Genomic DNA, 21,774 nt, shown 5'->3' with positions numbered 1-21,774 from the left:
GGCTTGCCCCGGCCCGGTCGCGAGTTCCCCGAACCCGACGGCGTCACCGACGTCGTTGGCCGTCGGCGCCGACGGTGTCGCCGGGCAGCGGGGTCCCGCCGGTCCCGTGCGCACAGGAGAGCACGGTCACCGGAAGTCCTCCTCGCGGTACTCGTCGGCGGAGCCGGCGGCCGTGGCCTCGCGCAGCTCGATGCGGCGGATCTTGCCGGAGACCGTCTTGGGCAGTTCGCCGAACTCGATGCGGCGGACGCGCTTGTAGGGGGCGAGCGTCTCGCGGGAGTGCTCGAAGAGCACCTTCGCGGTGTCCGGGCCGGGCCGCCAGCCCTCCGCGAGCACGACGTACGCCTTGGGGACGGCCAGCCGCAGTTCGTCCGGGGCGGGCACGACGGCCGCCTCGGCGACCGCCTCGTGCTCCAGCAGGGCGCTCTCCAGCTCGAAGGGACTGATCTTGTAGTCGCTGGCCTTGAAGACGTCGTCGGCGCGTCCGACGTAGGTGAGGTACCCGTCCTCGTCGCGGGCGCCGATGTCGCCCGTCCGGTAGTAGCCGCCGGCCATCGCCTCGGCCGTGCGGTCGGGGTCGCCGTGGTAGCCGGTCATCAGGCCCACCGGGCGGTCGGAGAGGTCGAGCGCGATCTCGCCCTCGGCGACGCCGGGCGCGCCGGAGACCGGGTCGAGGAGTTCGACGCGGTAGCCGGGGCTGGGACGGCCCATGGAGCCGGTCTTGAGGACCTGGCCGGGGCTGTTGGAGATCTGGACGGCGGTCTCGGTCTGGCCGAAGCCGTCCCGGACGGTGACGCCCCAGGCGCGCCGCACCCGCTCGATGACCTCGGGGTTGAGCGGCTCCCCGGCGGCGACGACCTCGCGGGGCGGGGTGCGCAGCCGGCCCAGGTCGGACTGGATGAGCATGCGCCACACGGTCGGCGGGGCGCAGAAGGTGGTGACGCCGGCCTTGTCCATCTCGGCCATCAGCCGGGCCGCGTCGAAGCGGGTGTAGTGGTGCAGGAAGACGGTCGCCTCGGCGTTCCACGGGGCGAACAGGTTGGACCAGGCGTGCTTGGCCCAGCCGGGCGAGGAGATGTTGAGGTGCACGTCGCCGGGTTTCAGGCCGATCCAGTACATGGTCGCCAGGTGGCCGATCGGGTACGAGGTGTGGGTGTGCTCGACCAGCTTGGGGCGGGCGGTGGTGCCGGAGGTGAAGTACAGCATCAGCGGGTCGTCGGCGAGGGTCGGCCCGTCGGGCGCGAAGTGCTCGGCGGCGCCGTGGGTGTCCTCGTAGGGGAGCCAGCCGTCGGCGGCCCCCTCCCCCACCGCGATCCGGGTGTAGTCGCCGGGCACCCCGTCGAACTTCGCGGTGTCCGCGGCGCGCACGACCACATGGCGGACGCGGCCCCTCCCGACTCGGTCGCGCAGGTCGGCGGGGCCGAGCAGCGGGGTGGCCGGGATGACCACGGCGCGCAGCTTCATCGCGGCGAGGGCGGTCTCCCACAGTTCGGCCTGGTTGCCGAGCATCACCAGCACCCGGTCCTCGGCGGCCACGCCCCGCTGCCGGAGCCAGTTGGCGACCTGGTCGGAGCGGCGGGCGAGCGCGGCGAAGGAGAGCCGGGTCTCGTCGCCGTCCTCCTCGACGAGGTGCAGTGCGGTGCGGTCGTTGCCGTCCGCGATCACGTCGAACCAGTCGAGGGCCCAGTTGAACCGCTCGGGCCGGGGCCAGGCGAAGTCCCGGTGGGCGGTGGCGTAGTCCTCGCGGTGTTCCAGCAGGAAGTCCCGGGCCCTGCGGAACTCTTCCGTCGACGTCGTCATGTCTCCTCCTCGTACCGGACCATTGCCGGGCGGCTCCCCGCCATCGTGTAATCCGTGATGCGGGTCTCACTACCCCCGAACGGGGGTGCGCGTCCGCACGGGAGCCGCGGTGAAGGGGCGAACAGGTGACAGCCGACCCGATGGACACGGGCGACGCGGCGGATCGGCCACGAGTACGACGCCCCGGTCGCCGCCGAGGGCCTGCGCGCCGTCGTCGCCGTGCCCGTGGTCGTACGGCGGCGGGTGCGGGCGGTGCTCTGCGGCGCCCTGCGCGCCGCGCGCCCTCCCCCACCGTCCTTCGGGCAGTGGGGAGGCTGGGGGTGACGGCCGGGACCGTCACGGCGGTATCTGCGGCCGGCGATGCGGAAGCCGGGGGTGCGGACCCGTGGGCAGGCCGTGGCCGCGACCCGCCGGGCGGGGTGGTTGCCATAGGTTTGCGGTGTTTTCCCGCGAGGGGTATTACCAGCAGTACGACTTTGGATTTGCCCTTGCCCGGCCTGCTGTAATTTGCCTCACTACACGGTCCGCCCGGAATTAAGGAACCTGTTGCCTAATATTGGCCAGGACACGCCACACGGAGGGGAGCGGTGACCGTGCGACGGGACTTCAAGGAGCCTGCCAGGTGCCGCCCCGACCTGGTCATAGGCCGGGAGGAGCTGTACTCCGAGGCGCGGGAGCAGCTCGCCCGAGGGGGCAGCGTGCTGCTGCACGGCCCCGCGGGAATAGGAAAGTCGACCGTGCTGCGGGCACTCGCGGCGGAAAACGCCGGTGCGACGGGGACCGTGTTGCGCTGCTCGGCCACGGAGTCCGAATCCCATCTTCCGTTCCTGGCGCTGGCCGATCTGTTCGGTCTGGTCCTCGACAAGGTCTCCGCCCGGCTGCCGGCCGCCCAGCGCACCGCCCTGGAGTCGGCGCTCACCGGGCGCGGCGAGTCCACCCTCCAGCGGGACGGCCTCGCGCTGCGCCTCGCGGTGCTGTCCATGCTGCGGGCGCTGGCCGCCGAGGGGCCGGTCCTCCTCGTCGCCGACGACCTCCAGTGGCTGGACTCCGCCAGCGCCGAACTCCTCGGTTTCGCCGCCCGGCGGCTCGGCGACAGCCCGGTGCGGGTGCTGTGCGCGGTGCGCACGGACGGCGAGGAGTACGACCGTCATCTGCGCGCCTGCCCGCCGGACACGCTCGCGGTGCGGCTGGGCCCGTTCTCCCGGACCCAGGTGTCCGCCCTCCTGGACCACCGCGGCTACACCGGCCTGTCCCGCTCCACGGCCCGTGACATCCACCGCACCAGCGGCGGCAACCCGCTGTTCGCCCTGGAACTGGGGCGTGCCCTCGCCGAGAGCCCCACCCGGCCCAGACCGGGCGAGCCGCTGCCGGTGCCGACCTCGCTGCGGGCCCTGGTGCTGAGCCGCCTGGAGATGCTGTCGGACGAGGCGCGCCGCACCCTGCTGGTGGCCAGCGCGGGCGCCCGCCCCACCCTGGCGCTGCTGCACGCGGCCGGCCGGGAGAACGCCGAGGCGGAGACGGCGCAGGCCGCCGCGCTGGGGCTGCTGGCGACGGACCCGGAGGAGCCGGCGGTGCGGTTCGCGCATCCGCTGATCTCGGCCGCCCTGTACGCGGAGGCCCCGGCGCGGGAGCGGCGGGCCGTGCACACGGCGCTGTCCACGGCGGCCTCCGACCCCATCGAGCGGGCCCGGCATCTGGCGCTGGCCGCCACCGGCCCCGACCCGGAGGTGGCGGCCCGGCTCGCCGGGGCCGCCGCGCTGGCCCGGGACCGGGGGGCGCCCTCGGTCGCGGCCTCGCTCGGGCTGCTCGCCGCCCGGCACACCCCGGCCGACGGCGAGCCGGGCCCCGACGAGCGGCGGCTGCAGGCCGCCGAGGACGCGATCACCGCCGGCGAGGCCGACCTGGCCCGGGACATAGCGCGCGAGGTGCTGACCCGGGCGACGGTGCCGGCGGAGCGGGTGCGGGCGTGGATGGTGGTCATCGAGGCGGCCGGGCAGGCGCTCGGCGAGGTCGACGCCGTGTTCCCGCAGGTGCTGGCCGACGCCGGCGACGACCCCCGGCTGCTGGCGCTGGTCCACTACCAGCTGGCCTGGCGGGAGGTGGTGGTGGACGGCGACTTCGCCAAGTCCCGCCAGGAGGCCGCGCACGCGGCGGAGCTGGCCGCGCGGGGCGGCGACCGGCGCACCGAGCTGATGGCGCTGGCCTTCCAGTCGTCCACCGAGACCCTGATGGGCCACCCCGACGCCCCCGCGACCATCCGGCGGGCGCTCCAGGAGCCCCAGGACCCCGATGTGGCCTGCCACCACAACGGCGCCGCCATGGCGAGGTTCCGCTGGCTGCTCATGAGCGACCAACTGCCGGAGGCCCGTACGGCCATCACGGCGCTGCTGCGGGAGGCGCGGCGGCGCGGCATGGTGGAGAGCGAGGTGCACTTCTCGCGGCTGCTCGCCGACACCGAACTGCGCTTCGGGCACTGCGGCCGGGCCCTGGACCTGGCCCGCGAGAGCCTGCGGCTGGCCCGGGACTCCGGGATCGGCGAGAGCGCCTCGGCCATGCTCGCCTCGCTCGCGGAGGCGTCGGGCGGGGACGTGGACCGGGCGCTGACGCTGGCCCGCGAGGCGGCGGACCACGCCGAGGTGGACGGCGACCAGCTGTACCTCTCCCTCGCCCTGGCCGCCCTCGGGTACGCCCAGTTGGTGGCGGGGGACGCGCAGGCCGCGGTCCGTTCGCTGCGCCGGGTGCGGGAGCTGGAGCACGGCATGGGCATCAGCGACCCGGCGCGGGGCCGCTGGCAGGGCGACCTCGCCGAGGCGCTGGTGCGGATCGGTGAACCCGGCGAGGCGCAGGAACTCATCGACGTCACCCGGGTGCACGCGCTGCGCCTGAACCGCGCGAGCGTCCTCGCGGTGCTCGACCGCGCCGAGGCGCTGGTGCGCGCGGCCCGTGGTGAACACCAGGCGGCGCACGCGCAGTTGGCGTCGGCGCAGGAGCGGCTCGCCAAGCTGGGGTACGGCCTGGAGGAGGCGCGGGCCGCCTTCGCGCTGGCCCGGCTGCGCGGGCGGGGGCCGGCGCCGGCGGCGTACGACGAGGCCGCCCGGCTGTTCCGGCGCTGCCGCGCGCTGCCGTGGCTGCGCCAGGTGGACCGGGCCGTGGCCGCCGGTCCCGCGGAGGCGGAGACCGTGCCCGTCGCCGCGCCGGGCGCCCTGGACGGACTGGCCGCGATGGAGCGGCAGGTCGCCGCGCTGGTGATGGAGGGCGCCACCAACCGGGAGATCGCCGGCCGGCTGTTCATCAGCGTCAAGACCGTCGAGGCGACCCTCACCCGGGTCTACCGCAAGCTGGGCATCCGCTCCCGGGTCGACATCGTCCGCCTGGCGGCGGGCCGTCGCACGACGTGACCCCCACGGGGCGCCACCGGGGCGACCGAGGGTTTTCCCTGCCCCAACTGCCTTAGGGGGTTCCCTCATTGGGACGCCCGCGCTCCGGGTCGTAGCGTGACGGCGTGCCGCTCGCCGGGCACACGGGGGCCGGTCCCTGGGCCCTCGTGCCAGACCCCCACCCCGCGCGACCCCCACCGGCAACCCCCGAGGAGACCCATGTCCGGGCTCACCCGTGTCAAGAAGGCCGCAGCCGTCGTCGCGGCGACCGCCGCCGCGGCCGCGACGGCGCTGATCGCCGCCCCCTCCGCCGTCGCCGCCCCGCAGCCGATCGTCGGCGGTACGACGACCACGACGTCCGCGTACCCGTTCATGATGCAGATCACCGACGCCTCGCAGAACCAGTTCTGCGGCGGCACCCTGGTCTCGCCCACCAAGGTGGTCACGGCCGCGCACTGCATGGTCGGCGAGACCACGAGCAGCGTGCGCGTGGTCGGCGGTCGCACCTACCTGAACGGCACCAACGGCACGGTCGCCAGGGTCAGCGGGATATGGATCCACCCCACCTACCGGAGCGTCACCCGGGGCGACGACGTGGCCGTGCTGACCCTGTCGACGTCGATGCCGTACACCACGGCGCCCTACGTGTCCTCCTCCGACACCTCGGTGTACGCGGCAGGCACGACCGCCCGCATCATCGGCTGGGGCACCACCTCCTCGGGCGGCAGCTCCTCCAACCAGCTGCGCACCGCGACCGTGCCGACCGTCTCCGACACCAGCTGCCGCGGCTCCTACGGCAGCCGGTACGTGCAGAGCGACATGGTGTGCGCCGGCTACTCCTCGGGCGGTGTGGACACCTGCCAGGGCGACAGCGGCGGACCGCTGCTGATCGGCGGCCGGCTGGCGGGGATCACCTCCTGGGGCGACGGCTGCGCGGCGGCCGGCTACCCGGGCGTCTACACCCGGCTGACCACCTTCTCCGCGGACGTGACGGCCCAGGTCAACGGGTGAGGGACGTCCCCATGAGTTCCTGAGTACCCCTCAGGTGGCAAACCAGGGGGCGTTGCGGGCTTCCACGAGCAGCCCGCAACGCCCCCTCTCCATGCCCGGGTTCACTTCCGTACGGTCCCGAAGCGGATGTCGTGCGCCGTCCCCGGGTGCATCGCGCGGAGCATCCGCTCCCCCTCGGCGGCGACCTCCGCCCGCTGCCGCCCGCCGAGCCGGCCGAACGGCTCGATGACGAGGGCGTGTCCGTCCAGCCGCCACAGGCCCGCCAGGAAGCCGTCGACGAGGAGGACGGGGTGGGCGACGTTGCCCTGCCAGTGGCGGCCCCGGTGCTCGGGCGGTACGACGCGGGTGCGGTCGGCGTGGGAGAGGAGCAGGTTGTCGAACTCGGGCAGGAAGCGGGGCGGGGCGGGGGTGTCCGGGTCGGGGCGGGGGGCGTCCGGGAGGTCGAAGAGCTCGGCGCCGGTTTCGTCGCGGAAGGTGACGAGGTCCGGGCGGAGGCGTTCGAAGGCCGGACGCAGCCGGGTCAGGCCGGCCCAGGTCTGCATGTCCTTCACGGAGGCCGGCCCGAAGGCGGCGAGGTAGCGCAGCACGGTGGCGTCCGGCGCCGGCGCCGGCTCGGCGGGCCTGCCCAGCCAGTGCTCGGCGGTGGTGAGCGTGACCTGGCCGCTGCGGCCCCACAGCCCGCGCGGGGTGATCTGCACGAGGGGGAGCCTGCAGCGGGCGGCGACGGAGAGGGACTGCGGGTCGGCGTCGGGCCACCGCTTCAGCAGGGCCTCGCGCACCTGCTTCATCGTGCGCGGTTCCGCCTCGACGAGTTCACGGGCCAAGGCGGCGAGCCGGTCCAGGTCGACGCCCGCGAGCCCGTCGCGGAACCGGGTCAGCTCGCGGTCGCGGGCGGCCTGCACCAGGGACCGCAGGGTGAGGCAGTCGCGGGCGGTGTGGGTGTGGATGGTCGAGCGCAGGGTGACGATGCGGGCGAGCGCGCGGCCGGCCATCGGCCGGGACAGCGCCTCGGGGGTGAAGCCGTCGAGGCGGGCGGCGAGCGCGTAGTAGGGCGGCTTGACGTTCTGCGCCTGGAGACCGACGAGGTGCCCGACCGCGTCCTCGGCGGACATCGGCGAGCGGCGCAGCAGCAGTTGCCGCTCGAGGGTGGCCCGGTTCAGCGCCCGCGTACCGAGCACCCGCTTCGTCGTCGTCATACCCACATGCTGGCGGCCCTTGCGGTCAGGTTCTGTCCGCGGGCGTGCGGCGCCGATTGCGTCCCGCCGGAGCGGGCACCCGGGGCGCACTGTGTACGGACGAGAGGGACCGGGACCGCGAAGGGTCCTGCTGACCGGGTGGTTCAGCTTCCGCGACGGGGAGGCGACCGCCGGGGACGTGCTGGCGCTGCGCCGGGTGGAGGAGGTGCTGCGGGGCGCCGGGATGGCGTACGACGTCGTGTGGAGCCCCGTTTTCCGGCCGGAGGCGCTGCACTTCGACGACGTGCGGCCCGGCGACTACTCGCACCTGGTGTTCGTGTGCGGGCCGCTGCACGGGCCGCAGGTCGAGGAGCTGCACCGGCGTTTCGCGCACTGTGTGCGGATCGCCGTGGGGACGTCGGTGATCGACCCGGACGACGCGGCCGTGACCGGCTTCCACCGGGTACTGGCGCGGGACGCCCCCGGCAGGGAGCCGTCCGAGGACCTGGCGGCCCGGGCCCCGGCGGTGCCGGCGCGGCCCGTGGTCGGGGTGATCCTCACCCACGGACAGCGGGAGTACGGGGAGCGGCGGCGGCACGGGCAGGTCGCGGAGCGGGTGACGCGCTGGCTGGCCGGGAAGGACTGCGCCCGGCTGGAGCTGGACACCCGGCTGGACACCCGTGACTGGCATCTGAGCGCGACACCGGCGCAGGTGCAGTCGGTGCTGGCCCGGCTCGACCTGGTCGTCACCGACCGGCTGCACGGGCTGGTGCTGGCGCTGCGGGTGGGCACGCCGGTGCTGGCGGTGGACCCGGTGGCCGGTGGCGCCAAGGTGAGCGCGCAGGCCCGGGCCTGCGGCTGGCCCGCGCTGCTCGCCGCCGACCAGCTGGACGCGCGCCGGCTGGAGCGGTGGTGGGACTGGTGCCTGACCTCGGGCCGGGTGGCCGCCCGGCAGCTGCGCGACGCGTTCCGCGAGGACCGGGTGCCGGACGGGGCGGACCGGCTGGTGGAGGTGCTGGCGCCACGCGCCGGCGCCGGTTAGGCGGGAGGCCTCCCGGGCACCCGGACGTCCTTGCCCTCGCGGTCGCCGGAGGAGGGGCGGTATCCATCGGCCGGCTCACCGATCACGAACAGCGCGTCCTCGACGAGATCGAGCGGATGCTCGGCCGCGACCGCCGTCCGGCCCGGCGGCTGCGCACACTGCGGGTCCGCCGGGGACCCGGCCTGACGCGCCCGCTGCTGCGGGTCGCGTCCTGCCGTCCGCGCGGCCGTACCGTGGCGGTCCTGCTCGCGGTGTCCGTCGCGCTGATGGTGACCGGCATCGTCACCTCGGCCCCCTGGGCGATCTGTGCCTTCGCGGCGGTGTGGCCGCTCACCCTCTTCGCGGCGTTCCGGCTGCTGTGCCGGTGGTCCGGCGGCTGAGCGTGTGCCCATCGGGGCCCCGGGCGCGCGGCCCGCCACGGGTGCCGCGGGGGCGGGCCTTGGTGCGCGCGGCGCGACCCGCCACCGGTGCCGCGGGGGCGGGCGCCGTGCGCGGGGTGCGCGGTTCAGCCGGTGTAGCGGCGGGCCGTGGAGGTGCGCTGGGCGGGTTCCAGGAGGCGCAGACGGGACTCGACCTCGCGGGGGAGGACCCGGCGTTCGCGCAGGACCCAGGGCAGGGCCGCGGCCGCCTCGGCGAAGGCGCGCAGGGAGGCGGTGTCGCGGGGCACGGTGCGGGCCAGCTCCAGGGTGCGGCGCAGGGCGGGACGGGCCGGGCGGCGCAGCCAGGTGAACCACAGGGTGTTGCGGATGCCGTGCATCCGACGCAGGGTGGCGTCCCGCGCGGCCGACGCCTGGTGGTGGATCGTCAGGTGATCGGCGTAGACGAGCCACCAGCCGTCGGCCGCCAGGTCGGCGGCCAGCAACTCCTCCTCGCCGCCGAGCCACAGGCGCGGGTGGAAGCCGCCCGCGGTGCGGAAGGCGTCGGTGCGCAGCACGGTCGCGGCGGCCAGGAAGGAGCCGAGGGCGGGACCGGGCAGCCAGGGCGGGCCGGGGACGGGCGATTCGCGCAGTTCGCGGACGATCGGGTCGTCGGTGCCGTCCGGTTCGACGATGATCCGCGCCGTGACCGAGCCGAGCGCGGGGTACCGGTCGAGCAGGTCGGCGGCGCCGGCCAGGGAGCCGGGTGACCACCAGGAGTCGTCGTCGCAGAAGGCGACGTACGGCGTGCGGACGTCCCGTACGGCGAGGTTGCGGCCGACGGCGCCGAGGTTGCGGCCGGGGCGCAGCAGCCGGACCTCCGGGTGGTGGCGGGCGACGGCCTCCGCGGTGCCGTCGGTGGAGCCGTTGTCGGTGACGGTCACCGGGGGTTTCTCGGGGAGTCCGGCGAGTTCGCCGAGGGTGCGCAGCAGTTCGGGGCGCCGGTTGTGGGTGATGACGACGACGGTCGTGCGGGGATCGGTCATGCGGTCGTCCTCTCCGGCTCCAGCAGGCGGGCGGCCCGTTCCACGTGCGGGGGCAGCGGCCTGCGCTCGCGCAGGGCCGCCGGCAGACGGACCAGGGCCTCCCGCAGGGCGCGCCGGGCCTGGTCGTCGCCGCGCGCCTCGGCCGCGAGGGCTCCGGTGCGGGCGAGGGCGTACGGGACGGGGCGGCGCAGCCAGGCGGTCAGGACCGCGTTGCGGCGCTGGAGCGCCGGGCGGCCGGGGCGGGCCGCGGGGGCCGGGTGGTGGTGGGCGACGACGTCGGGACAGTGGGTGACGCCCCAGCCGCGCGCGGCCAGGTCGTAGGCGAGCAGGGTCTCCTCGCCGCCGAAGAACAGCAGCCGGTGGAAGCCGCCCGCGTCGAGGTGGGCGCGCCGGCGGACGACGGCGCCGCAGGCGAGGAAGCCGAGCACCTGGGTGCCGGGGAGATCGGCGGCCGGGCCGAGGGGGGAGGCGGCGAGGAGGTCGTTGAGCGGGTCGGGGTCCGCGCCCGGGCCGACGAGGGTGCGGGCGGCGATCAGGCCGAGCCGGGGGTGGGCGTCGAAGAGCTCGGCCGCCCGGCCGAGGGCCCCGGGCGCCCACCAGGAGTCGTCGTCGCTGAACGCCACGTACGGGGTGTCGAGGGCGCGGGCCCCGTGGTTGCGGGCGAGGGCGCCGTGGTTGACGGGCAGCGCCAGCACCCGCACCCCGGGGAAGTCCCGGGCGATCATGGCGCGGGTGCCGTCGGTGGAGGCGTTGTCGACGACGAGGATCTCGGGCCGCTCGGGCAGGCGGCTCAGCTGCCGGAGGGTGACGGCGAGCCGCTCGCAGCGGTCACGGGTGGCGATGACGACACCGGGACGCGGGTGATCGGTCATGATGCGTGCTCCCTTGCGCCGGCCGGCCGCCCCGGGCCCGCCGGGGTGAACCCCTGCCGCGCACGTCCACGGTCCGCGGGCGGGGTGGTCATGGTGTGGTCCCGCGTGCCGGGGGCGGGCCGCCGGGGAGGCGGGCGAGGGCGCGCAGCACCTCGTCGGGGGTGATGCGCAGGAGGGCCGGGTCGGGGCGGTGGCCGTGGGGGTCGCCCTCCGGGCCGTGCCACAGGGTGATGTGGCGGGGGTGTGCGAGCGGACCCCACCGGGCGGGCGGGACCGGACCGAAGAGGGTGACCGTCGCGGTGGCGTGGGCGACCGCCAGGTGGGCGACGCCGGTGTCGCCGCTGACGACGGCGCGGGCGCCGGCGACGAGCGCGGAGAGCCGGTCGAAGGGCAGGCCGCCGGCGAGGACGTCGGTGTCGGGCAGCCGGGCCTCCTTGGCGAGCCGTGCCACCAGGTCGTCCTCGTCCGCTCCCCCGGTGACCACCACCCGCAGCCCGCGCCCGCGCAGGACGTCCGCGACGGTCGCGTACCGCTCCACGGGCCAGCGGCGCGCGGGCGCTCCCGCGCCGGGGTGCAGGACGACCGCGCCGGGGGCGGGGGACGCGGCGTGCGGGCGGGGCAGCAGCAGGTCGGCGGGGTCGGCGGCGATGCCGTACCAGTGGAGCAGCCGGCACCAGCGGTCCCGTTCGTGCTCGTCCGCGTACCAGGGCGGGCCCTCGATCTCCGGGGTCCCGGGGTGCGCGAACGCGAGCAGCCGCAGGGGGCGCAGCTGCTGCAGCAGGCGGTGGCTGGGCGGCCCGTTGCCGTGCAGGTCCACGGCGACGTCCGGGGGCGGGCCGGTCCAGTCGAGGGTGCGGGGCACGGCCCGTCCGGGCGCGGAGGCGGGCAGCACCCGGTCGACCGCGCCCGTGGCCCCGGCGGCCGGCGCGAGCCCGGCGGGCGCCGCCAGGACGAGTTCGTGCCCGGGAAACCCCCGCCGCAGCGCCCGCAGCGCGGGGACCCCGGCGAGCAGGTCGCCGAGCCCGAGGGCGCGCAGCACCAGGAGCCGCGGCCGCGGGCCGGCGGTGTCCCGCCGTGCGGCCGGGGACGGCGCCACGCCGGCGCCGCCCGGCACTGGCCCGGTCCCGCCTCCCCGGGTCGTGGACACCCGCCCGTCACCCGGCCCGGTCGCGGGCGGGCAGCCGGTGGGGTGCGCGGCGCGGGGGTACGGCGGCGCTGTCGGCACCGGGACGGACGTGGCCGGCGTCGGCACCGCCGCCGGGCGCGCCGCGGGGGCTCGCGGGCCCGGACACCGTGGCGGTCCTCATCGGGTCACCTCCTTCAGCAGCCGCTCCCAGTCGTCCAGGAAGCGGGACAGCCCGTAGCGGGCGAGCGCCGCCGCGCGGGCGCGCTCACCGGTGCGGCGGGCGTGCGCGGGGTCGGCGACGAAGTCCCGTACGGCGTCGGTCAGTACGTCGAGGCGGTTGGACACCACACCGGCGCCGGGCGGTACGGCCTCGGTGACCTCGGTGGTGGCGAGGGCGACGACGGGCATGCCGAGGTGCATCGCCTCCAGCAGGGACAGGCCGAGGGAGGTCCAGCGCACGGGGTGGGCGTAGACCCGGCGGCGGGCCAGCGCCCCGTGCAGTTCCGCCTGCGTCAGTTCGTACGAGCGGCAGCGGTCGGGGGGCAGGCCGAGGTGGCCGGCGAGTCCCTCGGTGCGCATGCCGAAGACGTCGAGGGGCGCGGCGTCGGCGAAGGCCGGCAGCAGGTCGGTGCCGGTGGTGCGGCCGCGCCGCACCGGCTCGTTGACGACGACGGCGGCGTGCGGGAGCTCGCCGGTCCAGCGCGGTCCGGGGTCGACGATGCCGTGCTCGATGACGGTGGTTCCGGTGCTCCCGGCGTCCCACATCAGGCGGTTGAAGTGGGTGACGTGGACGAGGGTGACGCCGGGGATGTCCGCGGCGGGGTGCCGGGTGTCGGGCACCCCCGGGGAGCCGCCGTGCGGGGCGTTGTGCTCCAGGTAGACCAGGGGCGGGCGGCGGCCCAGCCACCGGTCGACCAGGGCGGGCTCGTGCGGCCGTTGCAGGACGACGACGTCGATGTCCTGCTCCCGGAGGCGCTCCGGGGGCACCTCGACGACCGAGTCGGGCCAGTCGAAGGTGCGGGCGCGGCCGAGTCCGTCGGGTCCGCGGTCCGGGGTGACGGGGACGACGTAGGTGTGCGGGCCCCGCACGAAGGCCGTGGTCCACGACCCGTGCACGTGCCACAGCAGGATCCTCATGTCACCTCCACGAGCTTGTCGACCGCCGCGACGACGTCGCGCGCGGTCACGGTGTCCAGGCAGGGATGGCCGGGTACGGGGCAGCGCCGGGCGCGGGTCCCGGCGCAGGGTGCGTCCTGGTCGCCGAGCAGCACGTACGGCACCCCGTACGGCCGCCAGCGCTCGGCGGGGACGACCGGGGCGAACAGGGACACCACCGGGGTGTCGACGGCGGCGGCGAGGTGGGCGGGGCCGGTGTTGCCGGTGACCACGCAGGCGGCCCCGGCGAGCACGCCGGCGAGTTCTCCGGCACCGGTGCGGCCGCCGAGGTCGACGGCCCGGTCGCCGGCGACGTACGCGGTCAGGTCCCGCTCCCCCGCGCCGCCGGTCACGACCACCCGGCGTCCGGCGGCGGCGAGTTCGCGCACCGCCTGCGCGCACCGGTCGGGGCTCCAGGCGCGGGCGGGCACGCTGGCGCCCGGGTGGACGACGACGTACTCCCCTTCCCCGGAGCCGGTGAGCGCGCCGGTCGCGGGCGGCGGGAGCACCCGCAGCCGTCCGTCGTCGACGCGGGGGAAGCCGGCGGCCTCGGCGAGGTCGAGCGCGGCCTCCGCCTCGTGGGCGTGGGGGGCGCGGTGGTGGCGCACGTCGAGCAGGGAGCCGGGGTGGTCCTCGCTGTCGGCGGCGATGAAGCGGACGCCGGCCAGGCGCAGCAGGAGGGCGGTGGGCAGCGGGGACTGGTGGAAGGAGGTGAGGACCAGCGCGGTGTCGGCGTCGACGGCGTCGACGACGGCGTCGATCTCCTCCCGGCTGACCGCGGGCGGCTGGAACCCGGTCCACGGCGAGTCCCAGACGAGCACCTCGTCGACCCCGGGCAGCAGGCGCGCGGCGGGGGCCCCGTGCGGCCCGCACAGCAGCGTGACGGTGTCGGCGCGGGCGGCGACGGCCCGCACGGCGGGCCCGGCGAGCAGGACGTCGCCGAAGCTGTCGAGCCGGGTGACGAGGGCTTTCACACGGACCTCCCCGGCAGCGGGCGCTCCGCGCCGGTGGGCGGTGGAAGGTCCGCGGGCTCGTCCCACGGCGGGGCGGCCAGGAGCAGGCGTACCGCTGTCGTGAGGTCCGGGGCCACGTGGGGCGCGGCGGTCGTCTCCTCGGTGCGCGTGCCCGGGGTGGGGACGAGGATGGCGTGGGCGCCGGCGCGTCGCGCGGCCTCCACGTCGGCGCCGATGTCGCCGATGACGACGCAGTCGGCCGGGTCCACGCGAATGCGGCCGGCGGCCCGGAGGATCATGCCCGGCCGGGGTTTGCGGCAGGGGCAGCCGTCGTCGGGGCCGTGCGGGCACACGGCCCAGACGTCGAAGGGGCCGAGGAGCTCGTCGACGCGCCGGTTGACGCGGCGGGCGTCGGCCTCGGTGAGCAGTCCGCGCGCGATGCCGGACTGGTTGGTGACGACGCCGGTGCGGATGCCGCGGGCGCGGAGCGCGTCGAGCGCCTCGCGGGCGCCGTCGACGGGCCGCACCAGGCCGGGGTCGGCGTTGTAGGGGACGTCGTGGACCAGCGTGCCGTCACGGTCGAACAGCACCGCCCGCACCGGGCTCATCGGGCCACCTCCCGCCAGGCCGGGGCGTTGCGGTGGCGCCAGGCCCCGGCCAGCCGGTGCCAGGTCGCGGCGGGCGGGATGACGACGCTGGTGGCCAGCACGGTCGTCACCTCGTCGCGGGTGCGCGGTCCGGGCACGATGCGGGCGCGGGCGAACTCGGCGGTCCCCGCGGCCCAGCCGAGCGCGCAGGCGGTGGCGGCCCGGCGGTGTCCGGCGGCGGCGAGGACGCAGGCGGCGGCACCGGCGGCGGTGATGGCCGCGTGCCGGCGGATCCGGCCGCGCGGCGCGACCGCCTTGTCCCACCAGTCGGGACCGTGCAGCCGTCGCATCAGGGCGTCGTCGGCGTTGCCGCGCTGCTGCCCCACCGACGCCCAGCGGGAGGCGGAGCGCACCGGGTGCAGCGTGGTGCGGCGGCCCTTGCGGATGCGCCAGCCGGCGTCGAGGAGGCGCAGCGCGAGGTCGGCGTCCTCGCGGAAGGCACGGGGGAAGCGTTCGTCGAAGCCGCCGACCTGCCGGAGGGCCTCGGTGCGGTAGGCCATGTCGGCGGTGATCCAGCGGGCCCGGGCGAGCCCGGCGGTACCGCGTTCCCAGTCGGTGGGACGGCGTTCGCCGGGCAGCGGCACGGTGATGACGCCCTGGACACCGGCCGTGTCGGGGGACGCCTCCTCGAGGTCCCGCACGAGCTGCGCGCACCAGTGCGGCCCCACCTGGACGTCGTCGTCGAGGAAGGCGACCCAGGGCGTGGTGACGGTGCGCAGCCCGAGGTTGCGTGCGGCGGCGGGTCCCCGGCCGCCGGTGACGACGGTGGTGGTGCGTTCGCGCAGGTGGCCGAGGACGGTCAGGGCGTGGGCCAGTGCGTCGGGCGCGGGATCGGGGCCGGGCCGCCGGTCGTCGACGAGGACGATCTCGTCGGGCCGCGGCCCGCGCGCCGCGGCCAGTGCGGCGAGGCAGTCGGCGAGGGTGTCCCGCAGCAGGGTGGGGATCACGACGGCGTACGACGTCATCCGGGCGTCCTCCCCCCGCGCACCGCGCGGGGCCCGGTCGCGGGCGGGCCCTCCCCGGCCGCCGTCCCCCGGCCGTCGACGGGCGGAGCGGCGGCGGGGCCGTGGGCCGGTGCGTCGGTACCGAGGATGCGCATGTGGAGTGTGCTCCGTCCTGCGACATGTGAGTACTGCGGAGGTGCGGGTGCCGCACCCGCAGCTGTCTCAAACACTTGGAGACAGCTCGCAGTGTTCCGTCCCGGTACACACCTGTATGCACCAGCTCCGGGCGGCGGGCAACCGTGCGGGGCGGGAGGAGTGAAGCGGATCGGGGGGCCGCGGACCGCGAGAACCGGCCACCCGCGGGCCGCTCGCCCCGGCGCGAGAGGCCCGGTGACGTCCCTCGCGCTCCCCCGCCCGGTCGGCCCCGGGCGGAAGTCCTGCGGAGCGCCGCCGCGGAGGGCCACGGGACAGAGGAGGCGGGGCCATGGGGGCGCCCGGTTCCTCAGCCGCTCGTCCCGGGGAAGGCGGAGCCCGGGGAGGTGTGCCGGTACTACCGGTAGTACCCGGGACTGGGCCGGGCGGGTGATCCGTACCCGGACCCGCCGACGGGCCGGGCGGATTTCCTAGGATTCCCCCGTGGCCCTCTTCCAGCTCCAGCGCACGGCGCCCCTCCCTCCCGACGAGGCCTGGCGCCGACTCACGACGTGGTCCCGCCACGGAGAGGTGGTCCCGCTGACCCGGATGACGGTGGTCACTCCCCCGCCCACCGGCGAGGGCACGCGGTTCGTCGCCCGCACGGGCCTCGGCCCGCTCTCCTTCGACGACCCGATGGACGTGACGGTGTGGCAGCCCCCGGAGGACGGCTCCCCGGGCCACTGCCGTCTGGAGAAACGCGGCCGGGTCGTCACCGGCTGGGCGGAGATCGAGGTGCGGCCGGGGCCGGGCGGCCGGACCCGGGTGACCTGGCGGGAGGACATCCGGGTCCGCTTCCTGCCCTCCTTCTGCGACGCGGTCCTGGCACGGGCGGGCCGCCGGGTGTTCGGGCGGGCGGTGAACCGCCTGCTGCGGCAGGCGTGACGGCTCCGGAGCGCTCAGGCCACCGGCCCGGCCCGGCCCGCCGGTCCGGACGCGCCGTCGTGGTGGATCGGGGTGCGGGCCCCGGTGAGGGGCGTGCCGCCACCGCCGCGCCGGGCGGCGACGATCTCCGCCGCGATGGACAGCGCCGTCTCCTCCGGTGTGCGGGCGCCGAGGTCCAGGCCGATCGGTGACCGGAGGCGGGCCAGCTCCGCCTCGGTCACGCCGGCCTCGCGCAGGCGGGCGGCGCGGTCCAGGTGGGTGCGGCGGGAGCCCATCGCACCGACGTACGCCACCGGCAGCCGCAGCGCCAGCCGCAGCAGCGGCACGTCGAACTTCGCGTCGTGGGTCAGGACGCACAGCACCGTGCGCGGGTCGACGGACGTGCGCTCCAGGTACCGGTGCGGCCACTCGGCGACGATCTCGTCGGCCTCGGGGAAGCGGGCGCGCGTGGCGAAGACGGGCCGCGCGTCGCAGACCGTGACGTGGTGGCCGAGGAACTTGCCCACCCGGACCAGCGCCGCCGCGAAGTCGATCGCACCGAAGACGATCATCCGGGGCGGGGGCACGGAGGACTCGACCAGAAGTGTGAGCGGTGCTCCGCAACGCGAGCCCCGCTCACCGATCTCCAGGGTGCCGGTGCGGCCGGCGTCCAGGAAGGCGCCCGCCTCGGCGGCGACCGCGCGGTCCAGTTCCGGACGGTCGCCGAAGCCGCCCTCGTACGAGCCGTCCGGGCGGACCGTCAGCGCGCGGCCCGTCAGCTCCGCGGGGCCCCGCACGATCCGCGCCACCGCGGCCGCCTCCCCGCGCGCGGCGGCGGCGAGCACGGACGCGAGCACCGGGCGGGCGGGGTCCGCCGCCCGTACCGGTGCGACCAGGACGTCGATGCTCCCGCCGCAGGTCAGACCTGCGGCGAAGGCGTCCTCGTCGCTGTGGCCGAAGCGTTCCAGGACGGTGCCGCCGTCCCTCAGCACCTGCTCGCACAGCGCGTACACCGCGCCCTCCACGCAACCGCCCGAGACCGAGCCGATCGCCGTGCCGCCGGCGTCCACCGCGAGCGCGGCGCCGGGCCCGCGGGGCGCGCTGCCACCGACCGCCACCACGGTGGCGACCGCGAAGTCACGGCCCTGCCCGACCCACCGGTTCAGCTCCTCGGCGATGTCCAGCATCTCTCGGTCTCCTCGACTGCCGTCGCGCGGAAGGTGCTCGTGCCCGGCCGCCGGCGCACGCCCGGCCGGCTCCCGACCGGGGCGAGGGCGGGCGGCGCCTTGCCGGCGAAGCCCGTCAGGAGCGTGGTGAGGGCGGCGGCACGGGCCCTCACCCGGTGCCCGTGAGGTGTTCCGGGCGGACCGGGGTCCTGTTCAGCTCCAGGCCCGTGGCGTCGCGGATGGCCGCCAGGACCGCCGGGGTCGAGGACAGGGTGGGGGCCTCGCCGACGCCCCGCAGGCCGTAGGGGGCGTGGTCGTCGGCGAGTTCGAGGACGTCGACGGGGATGGTCGGGGTGTCGAGGATGGTGGGGATGAGGTAGTCCGTGAAGGACGGGTTGCGCACCTTCGCGGTCCTCGGGTCGACGACGATCTCCTCCATGACCGCCATGCCCAGGCCCTGGACGGTGCCGCCCTGGATCTGGCCGATCACGGACAGCGGGTTGAGCGCCTTGCCGACGTCCTGCGCGCAGGCCAGTTCGACGACCTTCACCAGGCCGAGTTCGGTGTCGACCTCGACGACGGCGCGGTGCGCGGCGAAGGAGTACTGGACGTGGCCGTTGCCCTGGCCGGTGCGCAGGTCGAAGGGCTCGGTCGGCCGGTGCCGCCACTCCTCCTCGACCTCGACGGCCTCGTCGCCGAGGACGTCCACCAGGTCGGCGAGCACCTCGCCGCCGTCGGTGACGACCTTGCCGTCCTCCAGCAGGAGTTCGGCGGTGGCCCAGGCCGGGTGGTGGGAGCCGAACCGGCGCCGGCCGAGTTCCAGCACCTTCTCGCGGACCAGTTCGCAGGCGTTCCTGACGGCGCCGCCGGTGACGTACGTCTGCCGGGAGGCGGACGTCGAACCCGCCGAGCCGACCCGGGTGTCGGCCGGGTGGATGGTCACCCGGGCGACGCCCAGCTCGGTGCGGGCGATCTGCGCGTGGACGGTGACGCCGCCCTGGCCGACCTCCGCCATCGCGGTGTGCACGGTGGCGACCGGCTCACCGCCGACGGCCTCCATGCGGACCCGGGCGGTGGAGTAGTCGTCGAAGCCCTCGGAGAAGCCGACGTTCTTGATGCCGACCGCGTAGCCGACCCCGCGGACGACACCCTCGCCGTGCGTGGTGTTGGACAGGCCGCCCGGCAGCCGGCGCACGTCGGCGCCCTCGCTGGACTCCCACTGGCGCTCCGGGGGCATGGGCATCGCCTTGACGCGGCGCAGGAGTTCGGCGACCGGCGCCGGCGAGTCGACCGGCTGCCCGGTGGGCATGAGCGTGCCCTGCTCCATGGCGTTGAGCTGTCTCAGCTCCACCGGGTCCATGCCGAGCCGTGCCGCCAGCTTGTCCATCTGCGCCTCGTAGGCGAAGCACGCCTGGACCGCGCCGAAGCCGCGCATGGCGCCGCAGGGCGGGTTGTTGGTGTAGAGGGCGATCGCTTCGATGTCGACGTCGTCCACGGCGTACGGGCCGATGCCGAGCGAGGAGGCGTTGCCGACCACGGCCGGGGAGGCGGAGGCGTACGCGCCGCCGTCGAGGACGATCCGGCACGTGACGTGGGTCAGCCTGCCGTCCGCCGTGGCCCCGTGCTCGTAGGACAGCTTGGCCGGGTGGCGGTGGACGTGGCCGAAGAAGGACTCGAAGCGGTTGTAGACGATCTTGACGGGCTTGCCGGTGCGCAGGGCGAGCAGACAGGCGTGGATCTGCATCGACAGGTCCTCGCGGCCGCCGAACGCGCCGCCGACGCCGGCCAGCGTCATCCGTACCTTGTCCTCGGGCAGGCCCAGCACGGGCGCGATCTGGCGCAGGTCGGAGTGGAGCCACTGGGTGGCGATGTAGAGGTGGACGCCGCCGTCCTCCTCGGGGACCGCGAGGCCGGACTCGGGGCCGAGGAAGGCCTGGTCCTGCATGCCGAAGGTGTATTCGCCCTCGACGATCACGTCCGCGCGGCGCCGGGCCGCGTCCACGTCGCCGCGCACGATGGGCTGGCGGTGGACGACGTTGGGGTGCGGGACGTGGCCGATGTGGTGGTCGTCGCGGTGCTCGTGGACGAGGACCGCGTCCGGGGCGAGGGCGGAGGCCTCGTCGGTGATCACGGGGAGTTCGCGGTAGTCGACCCTGATCCTCGCGGCGGCGCGGCGGGCGGTCTCCGGGTGGTCGGCGGCGACGATCGCGACCGGTTCGCCGTGGTGGCGGACCTTGCCGTGGGCGAGGACCGGGGTGTCCCGGATCTCCAGGCCGTAGTGCTTCACCTCGGCCGGCAGGTCGTCGTACGTCATCACGGCGTACACGCCCGGGGTGGCGAGGGCCTCGCCGGTGTCGATGGACACGATCTCGGCGTGGGCGACGGTGGAGCGCAGGATGTGGCCCCACACCATGTCCTCGTGCCACATGTCCGAGGAGTACGCGAACTCGCCGGTGACCTTGAGGGTGCCGTCCGGGCGGAGGGTGGACTCGCCGATGCCGCCCCTGGTCCCCGAGCCCTGCGTGAGCGTGGTGGGAACACCGTTCGTCGGCATGCTCAGACCTCCTCGGACCGGCGTGCGGCCGCCAGGCGGACCGCGTCCATGATCTTCTCGTAGCCGGTGCAGCGGCACAGGTTGCCCGACAGGGCCTCGCGGATGTCCGCGTCGGCCGGGTCGGGATTGCGCTCCAGCATCTCGTCGGCGGCGACCAGCAGACCCGGGGTGCAGAAACCGCACTGGACGGCGCCGGCGTCGATGAACGCCCGCTGGATCGGGGCGAGCGCGCCGCCCTCGCCGGTCCGCGAGCCGGTGTCCTCGGCGTGCTCAGTCTGCCGTCCCCCGGCCGACGGGGTGCCACGGGCGCCGGTACCGCGGGAGCGCCGCTCGGCGAGGTCAGCCAGCCCTTCCACGGTGACGACCTCGCGGCCTTCGGCCTGACCGGCGGCGACCAGGCAGGAGCACACCGGCACACCGTCGAGGCGCACCGTGCACGATCCGCATTCGCCCTGCTCGCAGGCGTTCTTGGAGCCCGGCAGGCCCAGTCGCTCGCGCAGCACGTACAGCAGGGACTCGCCCTCCCAGACGTCGTCGGCCTCCCGGGGGCGTCCGTTGACGGTGACGTTGAGGCGCATCAGGCGGCTCCCTCCGTGGTGCGGTGGGCGTCGCGGTACGACTCCCAGGTCCAGGTCAGGGTGCGGCGGGCCATGACGCCGACCGCGTGACGGCGGTAGCCCGCGGTGCCCCGCACGTCGTCGATCGGGTTGCAGGCGGCGGCGCACAGGTCGGCGAACCGCTGGGCGACGGAGGGGGTGACGACCTTCCCGTTGTCCCAGAAGCCGCCCTCCTCCAGCGCCGCGTTCAGGAACTCCTCGGCCGCCCGCGCCCGGACGGGCGTCGGGGCGGCCGAACCGATCCCCGTCCGCACCGTCCGCGTCCCGGGGTGCAGGGCGAGCCCGAAGGCGCACACGGCGATGACCATGGCGTTGCGGGTGCCGACCTTGGAGTACTGCTGGGGGCCGTCGGCCTTCTTGATGTGGACGGCGCGGATCAGCTCGTCGGGCGCCAGCGCGTTGCGCTTCACGCCGGTGTAGAACGCGTCGATCGGGATGCGCCGCGATCCGCGCACCGACTCGGCCTCGACCTCGGCGCCGGCCGCGAGCAGCGCCGGGTGGGCGTCGCCGGCCGGGGAGGCGGTGCCGAGGTTGCCGCCGACGCCGCCGCGGTTGCGGATCTGCGGGGAGGCGACCGTGTGGGAGGCGAGGGCGAGGCCCGGCAGTTCGGCGCGCAGGTGCTCCATGATCTTCGTGTAGGGGACGGAGGCGCCGAGCCGTACGCTGTCCTCGCCGACCTCCCACTCGTACAGGTCGCCGACGCGGTTCAGGTCCATGAGGTACTCGGGCCGGCGGTGGTCGAAGTTGATCTCGACCATCACGTCGGTGCCGCCCGCGATCGGCACGGCGGCGGGGTGCTCGGCCTTCGCGGCGAGCGCCTCCTCCCAGCTGGCGGGGCGAAGGAAGTCCATGACCGGCTCTCTTCTTCGTCTCGTGG

General features: G+C 75.9%; 19 protein-coding genes and 1 pseudogene. 6 read left to right on the top strand and 14 right to left on the bottom strand.

Annotation, left to right across the window (positions count from 1 at the left end; translation table 11 throughout):
* Positions 1 to 126 precede the first annotated feature (126 nt).
* Positions 127 to 1,800 (bottom strand): AMP-binding protein, encoded by a 1,674-nt coding sequence (locus ACFY3N_RS11105; protein WP_390816333.1) that lies wholly within the window; start codon positions 1,798 to 1,800, stop codon positions 127 to 129.
* A gap of 153 nt (positions 1,801 to 1,953) precedes the next feature.
* Here ACFY3N_RS11105 and ACFY3N_RS11100 point away from each other — a divergent pair.
* From ACFY3N_RS11100 to ACFY3N_RS11090, 3 genes and pseudogenes are all read left to right on the top strand, one after another.
* Positions 1,954 to 2,085, top strand: a pseudogene (locus ACFY3N_RS11100) (helix-turn-helix transcriptional regulator); the annotation flags it as partial.
* Positions 2,086 to 2,387: 302 nt separating this feature from the next.
* The gene (locus ACFY3N_RS11095; RefSeq protein ID WP_390816332.1) at positions 2,388 to 5,198 is read left to right on the top strand and encodes an AAA family ATPase; all 2,811 of its coding nucleotides are present in this window, start codon (positions 2,388 to 2,390) and stop codon (positions 5,196 to 5,198) included.
* Positions 5,199 to 5,396: 198 nt separating this feature from the next.
* Complete coding sequence (locus ACFY3N_RS11090; protein ID WP_390816331.1) at positions 5,397 to 6,188, top strand: S1 family peptidase; 792 nt, start codon at positions 5,397 to 5,399, stop codon at positions 6,186 to 6,188.
* Positions 6,189 to 6,289: 101 nt separating this feature from the next.
* Here ACFY3N_RS11090 and ACFY3N_RS11085 read toward each other — a convergent pair whose 3' ends face one another.
* Positions 6,290 to 7,384 carry a winged helix DNA-binding domain-containing protein gene (locus ACFY3N_RS11085; RefSeq protein WP_390816330.1) on the bottom strand — a complete coding sequence of 365 codons (1,095 nt, stop codon included), beginning with the start codon at positions 7,382 to 7,384 and terminating at the stop codon, positions 6,290 to 6,292.
* Between the two features lie 91 nt (positions 7,385 to 7,475).
* Between ACFY3N_RS11085 and ACFY3N_RS11080 the strand changes: the two genes are divergently transcribed.
* A complete protein-coding gene (locus ACFY3N_RS11080) occupies positions 7,476 to 8,405 on the top strand; it encodes a polysaccharide pyruvyl transferase family protein (RefSeq protein WP_390816329.1) in 930 nt (309 codons plus the stop codon).
* 116 nt (positions 8,406 to 8,521) lie between these two features.
* A complete protein-coding gene (locus ACFY3N_RS11075; protein ID WP_390816328.1) occupies positions 8,522 to 8,785 on the top strand; it encodes a hypothetical protein in 264 nt (87 codons plus the stop codon).
* A 125-nt stretch (positions 8,786 to 8,910) separates the two neighbouring features.
* Here ACFY3N_RS11075 and ACFY3N_RS11070 read toward each other — a convergent pair whose 3' ends face one another.
* The 8 genes from ACFY3N_RS11070 to ACFY3N_RS11035 form a co-directional block, all read right to left on the bottom strand.
* Entirely contained in the window at positions 8,911 to 9,807 is an 897-nt protein-coding gene (locus tag ACFY3N_RS11070) for a glycosyltransferase family 2 protein (RefSeq protein WP_390816327.1), read from the bottom strand.
* Positions 9,804 to 10,679 carry a glycosyltransferase family 2 protein gene (locus ACFY3N_RS11065; protein WP_390816326.1) on the bottom strand — a complete coding sequence of 292 codons (876 nt, stop codon included), beginning with the start codon at positions 10,677 to 10,679 and terminating at the stop codon, positions 9,804 to 9,806. The genes ACFY3N_RS11070 and ACFY3N_RS11065 overlap by 4 nt, the downstream gene beginning before the upstream one ends.
* An 88-nt stretch (positions 10,680 to 10,767) precedes the next feature.
* Positions 10,768 to 11,775, bottom strand: a complete 1,008-nt coding sequence (locus ACFY3N_RS11060; RefSeq protein ID WP_390816325.1) for a glycosyltransferase family 9 protein — start codon at positions 11,773 to 11,775, stop codon at positions 10,768 to 10,770.
* A gap of 58 nt (positions 11,776 to 11,833) precedes the next feature.
* Positions 11,834 to 11,986: a hypothetical protein gene (locus tag ACFY3N_RS11055; protein WP_390816324.1), complete on the bottom strand. Its 153-nt coding sequence runs from the start codon at positions 11,984 to 11,986 to the stop codon at positions 11,834 to 11,836.
* Entirely contained in the window at positions 11,983 to 12,942 is a 960-nt protein-coding gene (locus ACFY3N_RS11050) for a glycosyltransferase (protein ID WP_390816323.1), read from the bottom strand. The genes ACFY3N_RS11055 and ACFY3N_RS11050 overlap by 4 nt, the downstream gene beginning before the upstream one ends.
* Positions 12,939 to 13,934: a glycosyltransferase family 9 protein gene (locus tag ACFY3N_RS11045; RefSeq protein ID WP_390816322.1), complete on the bottom strand. Its 996-nt coding sequence runs from the start codon at positions 13,932 to 13,934 to the stop codon at positions 12,939 to 12,941. Before ACFY3N_RS11045 ends, ACFY3N_RS11050 begins: the two co-directional genes overlap by 4 nt.
* Positions 13,931 to 14,521, bottom strand: coding sequence for a D-glycero-alpha-D-manno-heptose-1,7-bisphosphate 7-phosphatase (locus ACFY3N_RS11040; RefSeq protein ID WP_390816321.1), 591 nt, complete (start codon positions 14,519 to 14,521; stop codon positions 13,931 to 13,933). Before ACFY3N_RS11040 ends, ACFY3N_RS11045 begins: the two co-directional genes overlap by 4 nt.
* Complete coding sequence (locus ACFY3N_RS11035; protein WP_390816320.1) at positions 14,518 to 15,525, bottom strand: glycosyltransferase family 2 protein; 1,008 nt, start codon at positions 15,523 to 15,525, stop codon at positions 14,518 to 14,520. The genes ACFY3N_RS11040 and ACFY3N_RS11035 overlap by 4 nt, the downstream gene beginning before the upstream one ends.
* A gap of 615 nt (positions 15,526 to 16,140) precedes the next feature.
* On the opposite strand from ACFY3N_RS11035, the gene ACFY3N_RS11030 reads away from it, so the two are divergent.
* Positions 16,141 to 16,581, top strand: a complete 441-nt coding sequence (locus ACFY3N_RS11030; protein WP_390816319.1) for an SRPBCC family protein — start codon at positions 16,141 to 16,143, stop codon at positions 16,579 to 16,581.
* Positions 16,582 to 16,595: 14 nt separating this feature from the next.
* Here ACFY3N_RS11030 and ACFY3N_RS11025 read toward each other — a convergent pair whose 3' ends face one another.
* The 4 genes from ACFY3N_RS11025 to ACFY3N_RS11010 all read right to left on the bottom strand — a co-directional run bounded on the left by ACFY3N_RS11025 (position 16,596) and on the right by ACFY3N_RS11010 (position 21,748).
* Positions 16,596 to 17,747, bottom strand: coding sequence for an XdhC family protein (locus ACFY3N_RS11025; protein ID WP_390816318.1), 1,152 nt, complete (start codon positions 17,745 to 17,747; stop codon positions 16,596 to 16,598).
* A 148-nt stretch (positions 17,748 to 17,895) separates the two neighbouring features.
* A complete protein-coding gene (locus ACFY3N_RS11020) occupies positions 17,896 to 20,280 on the bottom strand; it encodes a xanthine dehydrogenase family protein molybdopterin-binding subunit (RefSeq protein ID WP_390816317.1) in 2,385 nt (794 codons plus the stop codon).
* 2 nt (positions 20,281 to 20,282) lie between these two features.
* Positions 20,283 to 20,858, bottom strand: coding sequence for a (2Fe-2S)-binding protein (locus ACFY3N_RS11015; RefSeq protein WP_390816316.1), 576 nt, complete (start codon positions 20,856 to 20,858; stop codon positions 20,283 to 20,285).
* Positions 20,858 to 21,748, bottom strand: coding sequence for an FAD binding domain-containing protein (locus ACFY3N_RS11010; protein WP_390816315.1), 891 nt, complete (start codon positions 21,746 to 21,748; stop codon positions 20,858 to 20,860). The genes ACFY3N_RS11015 and ACFY3N_RS11010 overlap by 1 nt, the downstream gene beginning before the upstream one ends.
* Positions 21,749 to 21,774 lie beyond the last annotated feature (26 nt).

It is taken from the genome of Streptomyces sp. NPDC000348 (genome assembly GCF_042898795.1).
Taxonomy (GTDB): domain Bacteria; phylum Actinomycetota; class Actinomycetes; order Streptomycetales; family Streptomycetaceae; genus Streptomyces.
This window is presented reverse-complemented; position numbering and strand designations above follow the sequence as displayed.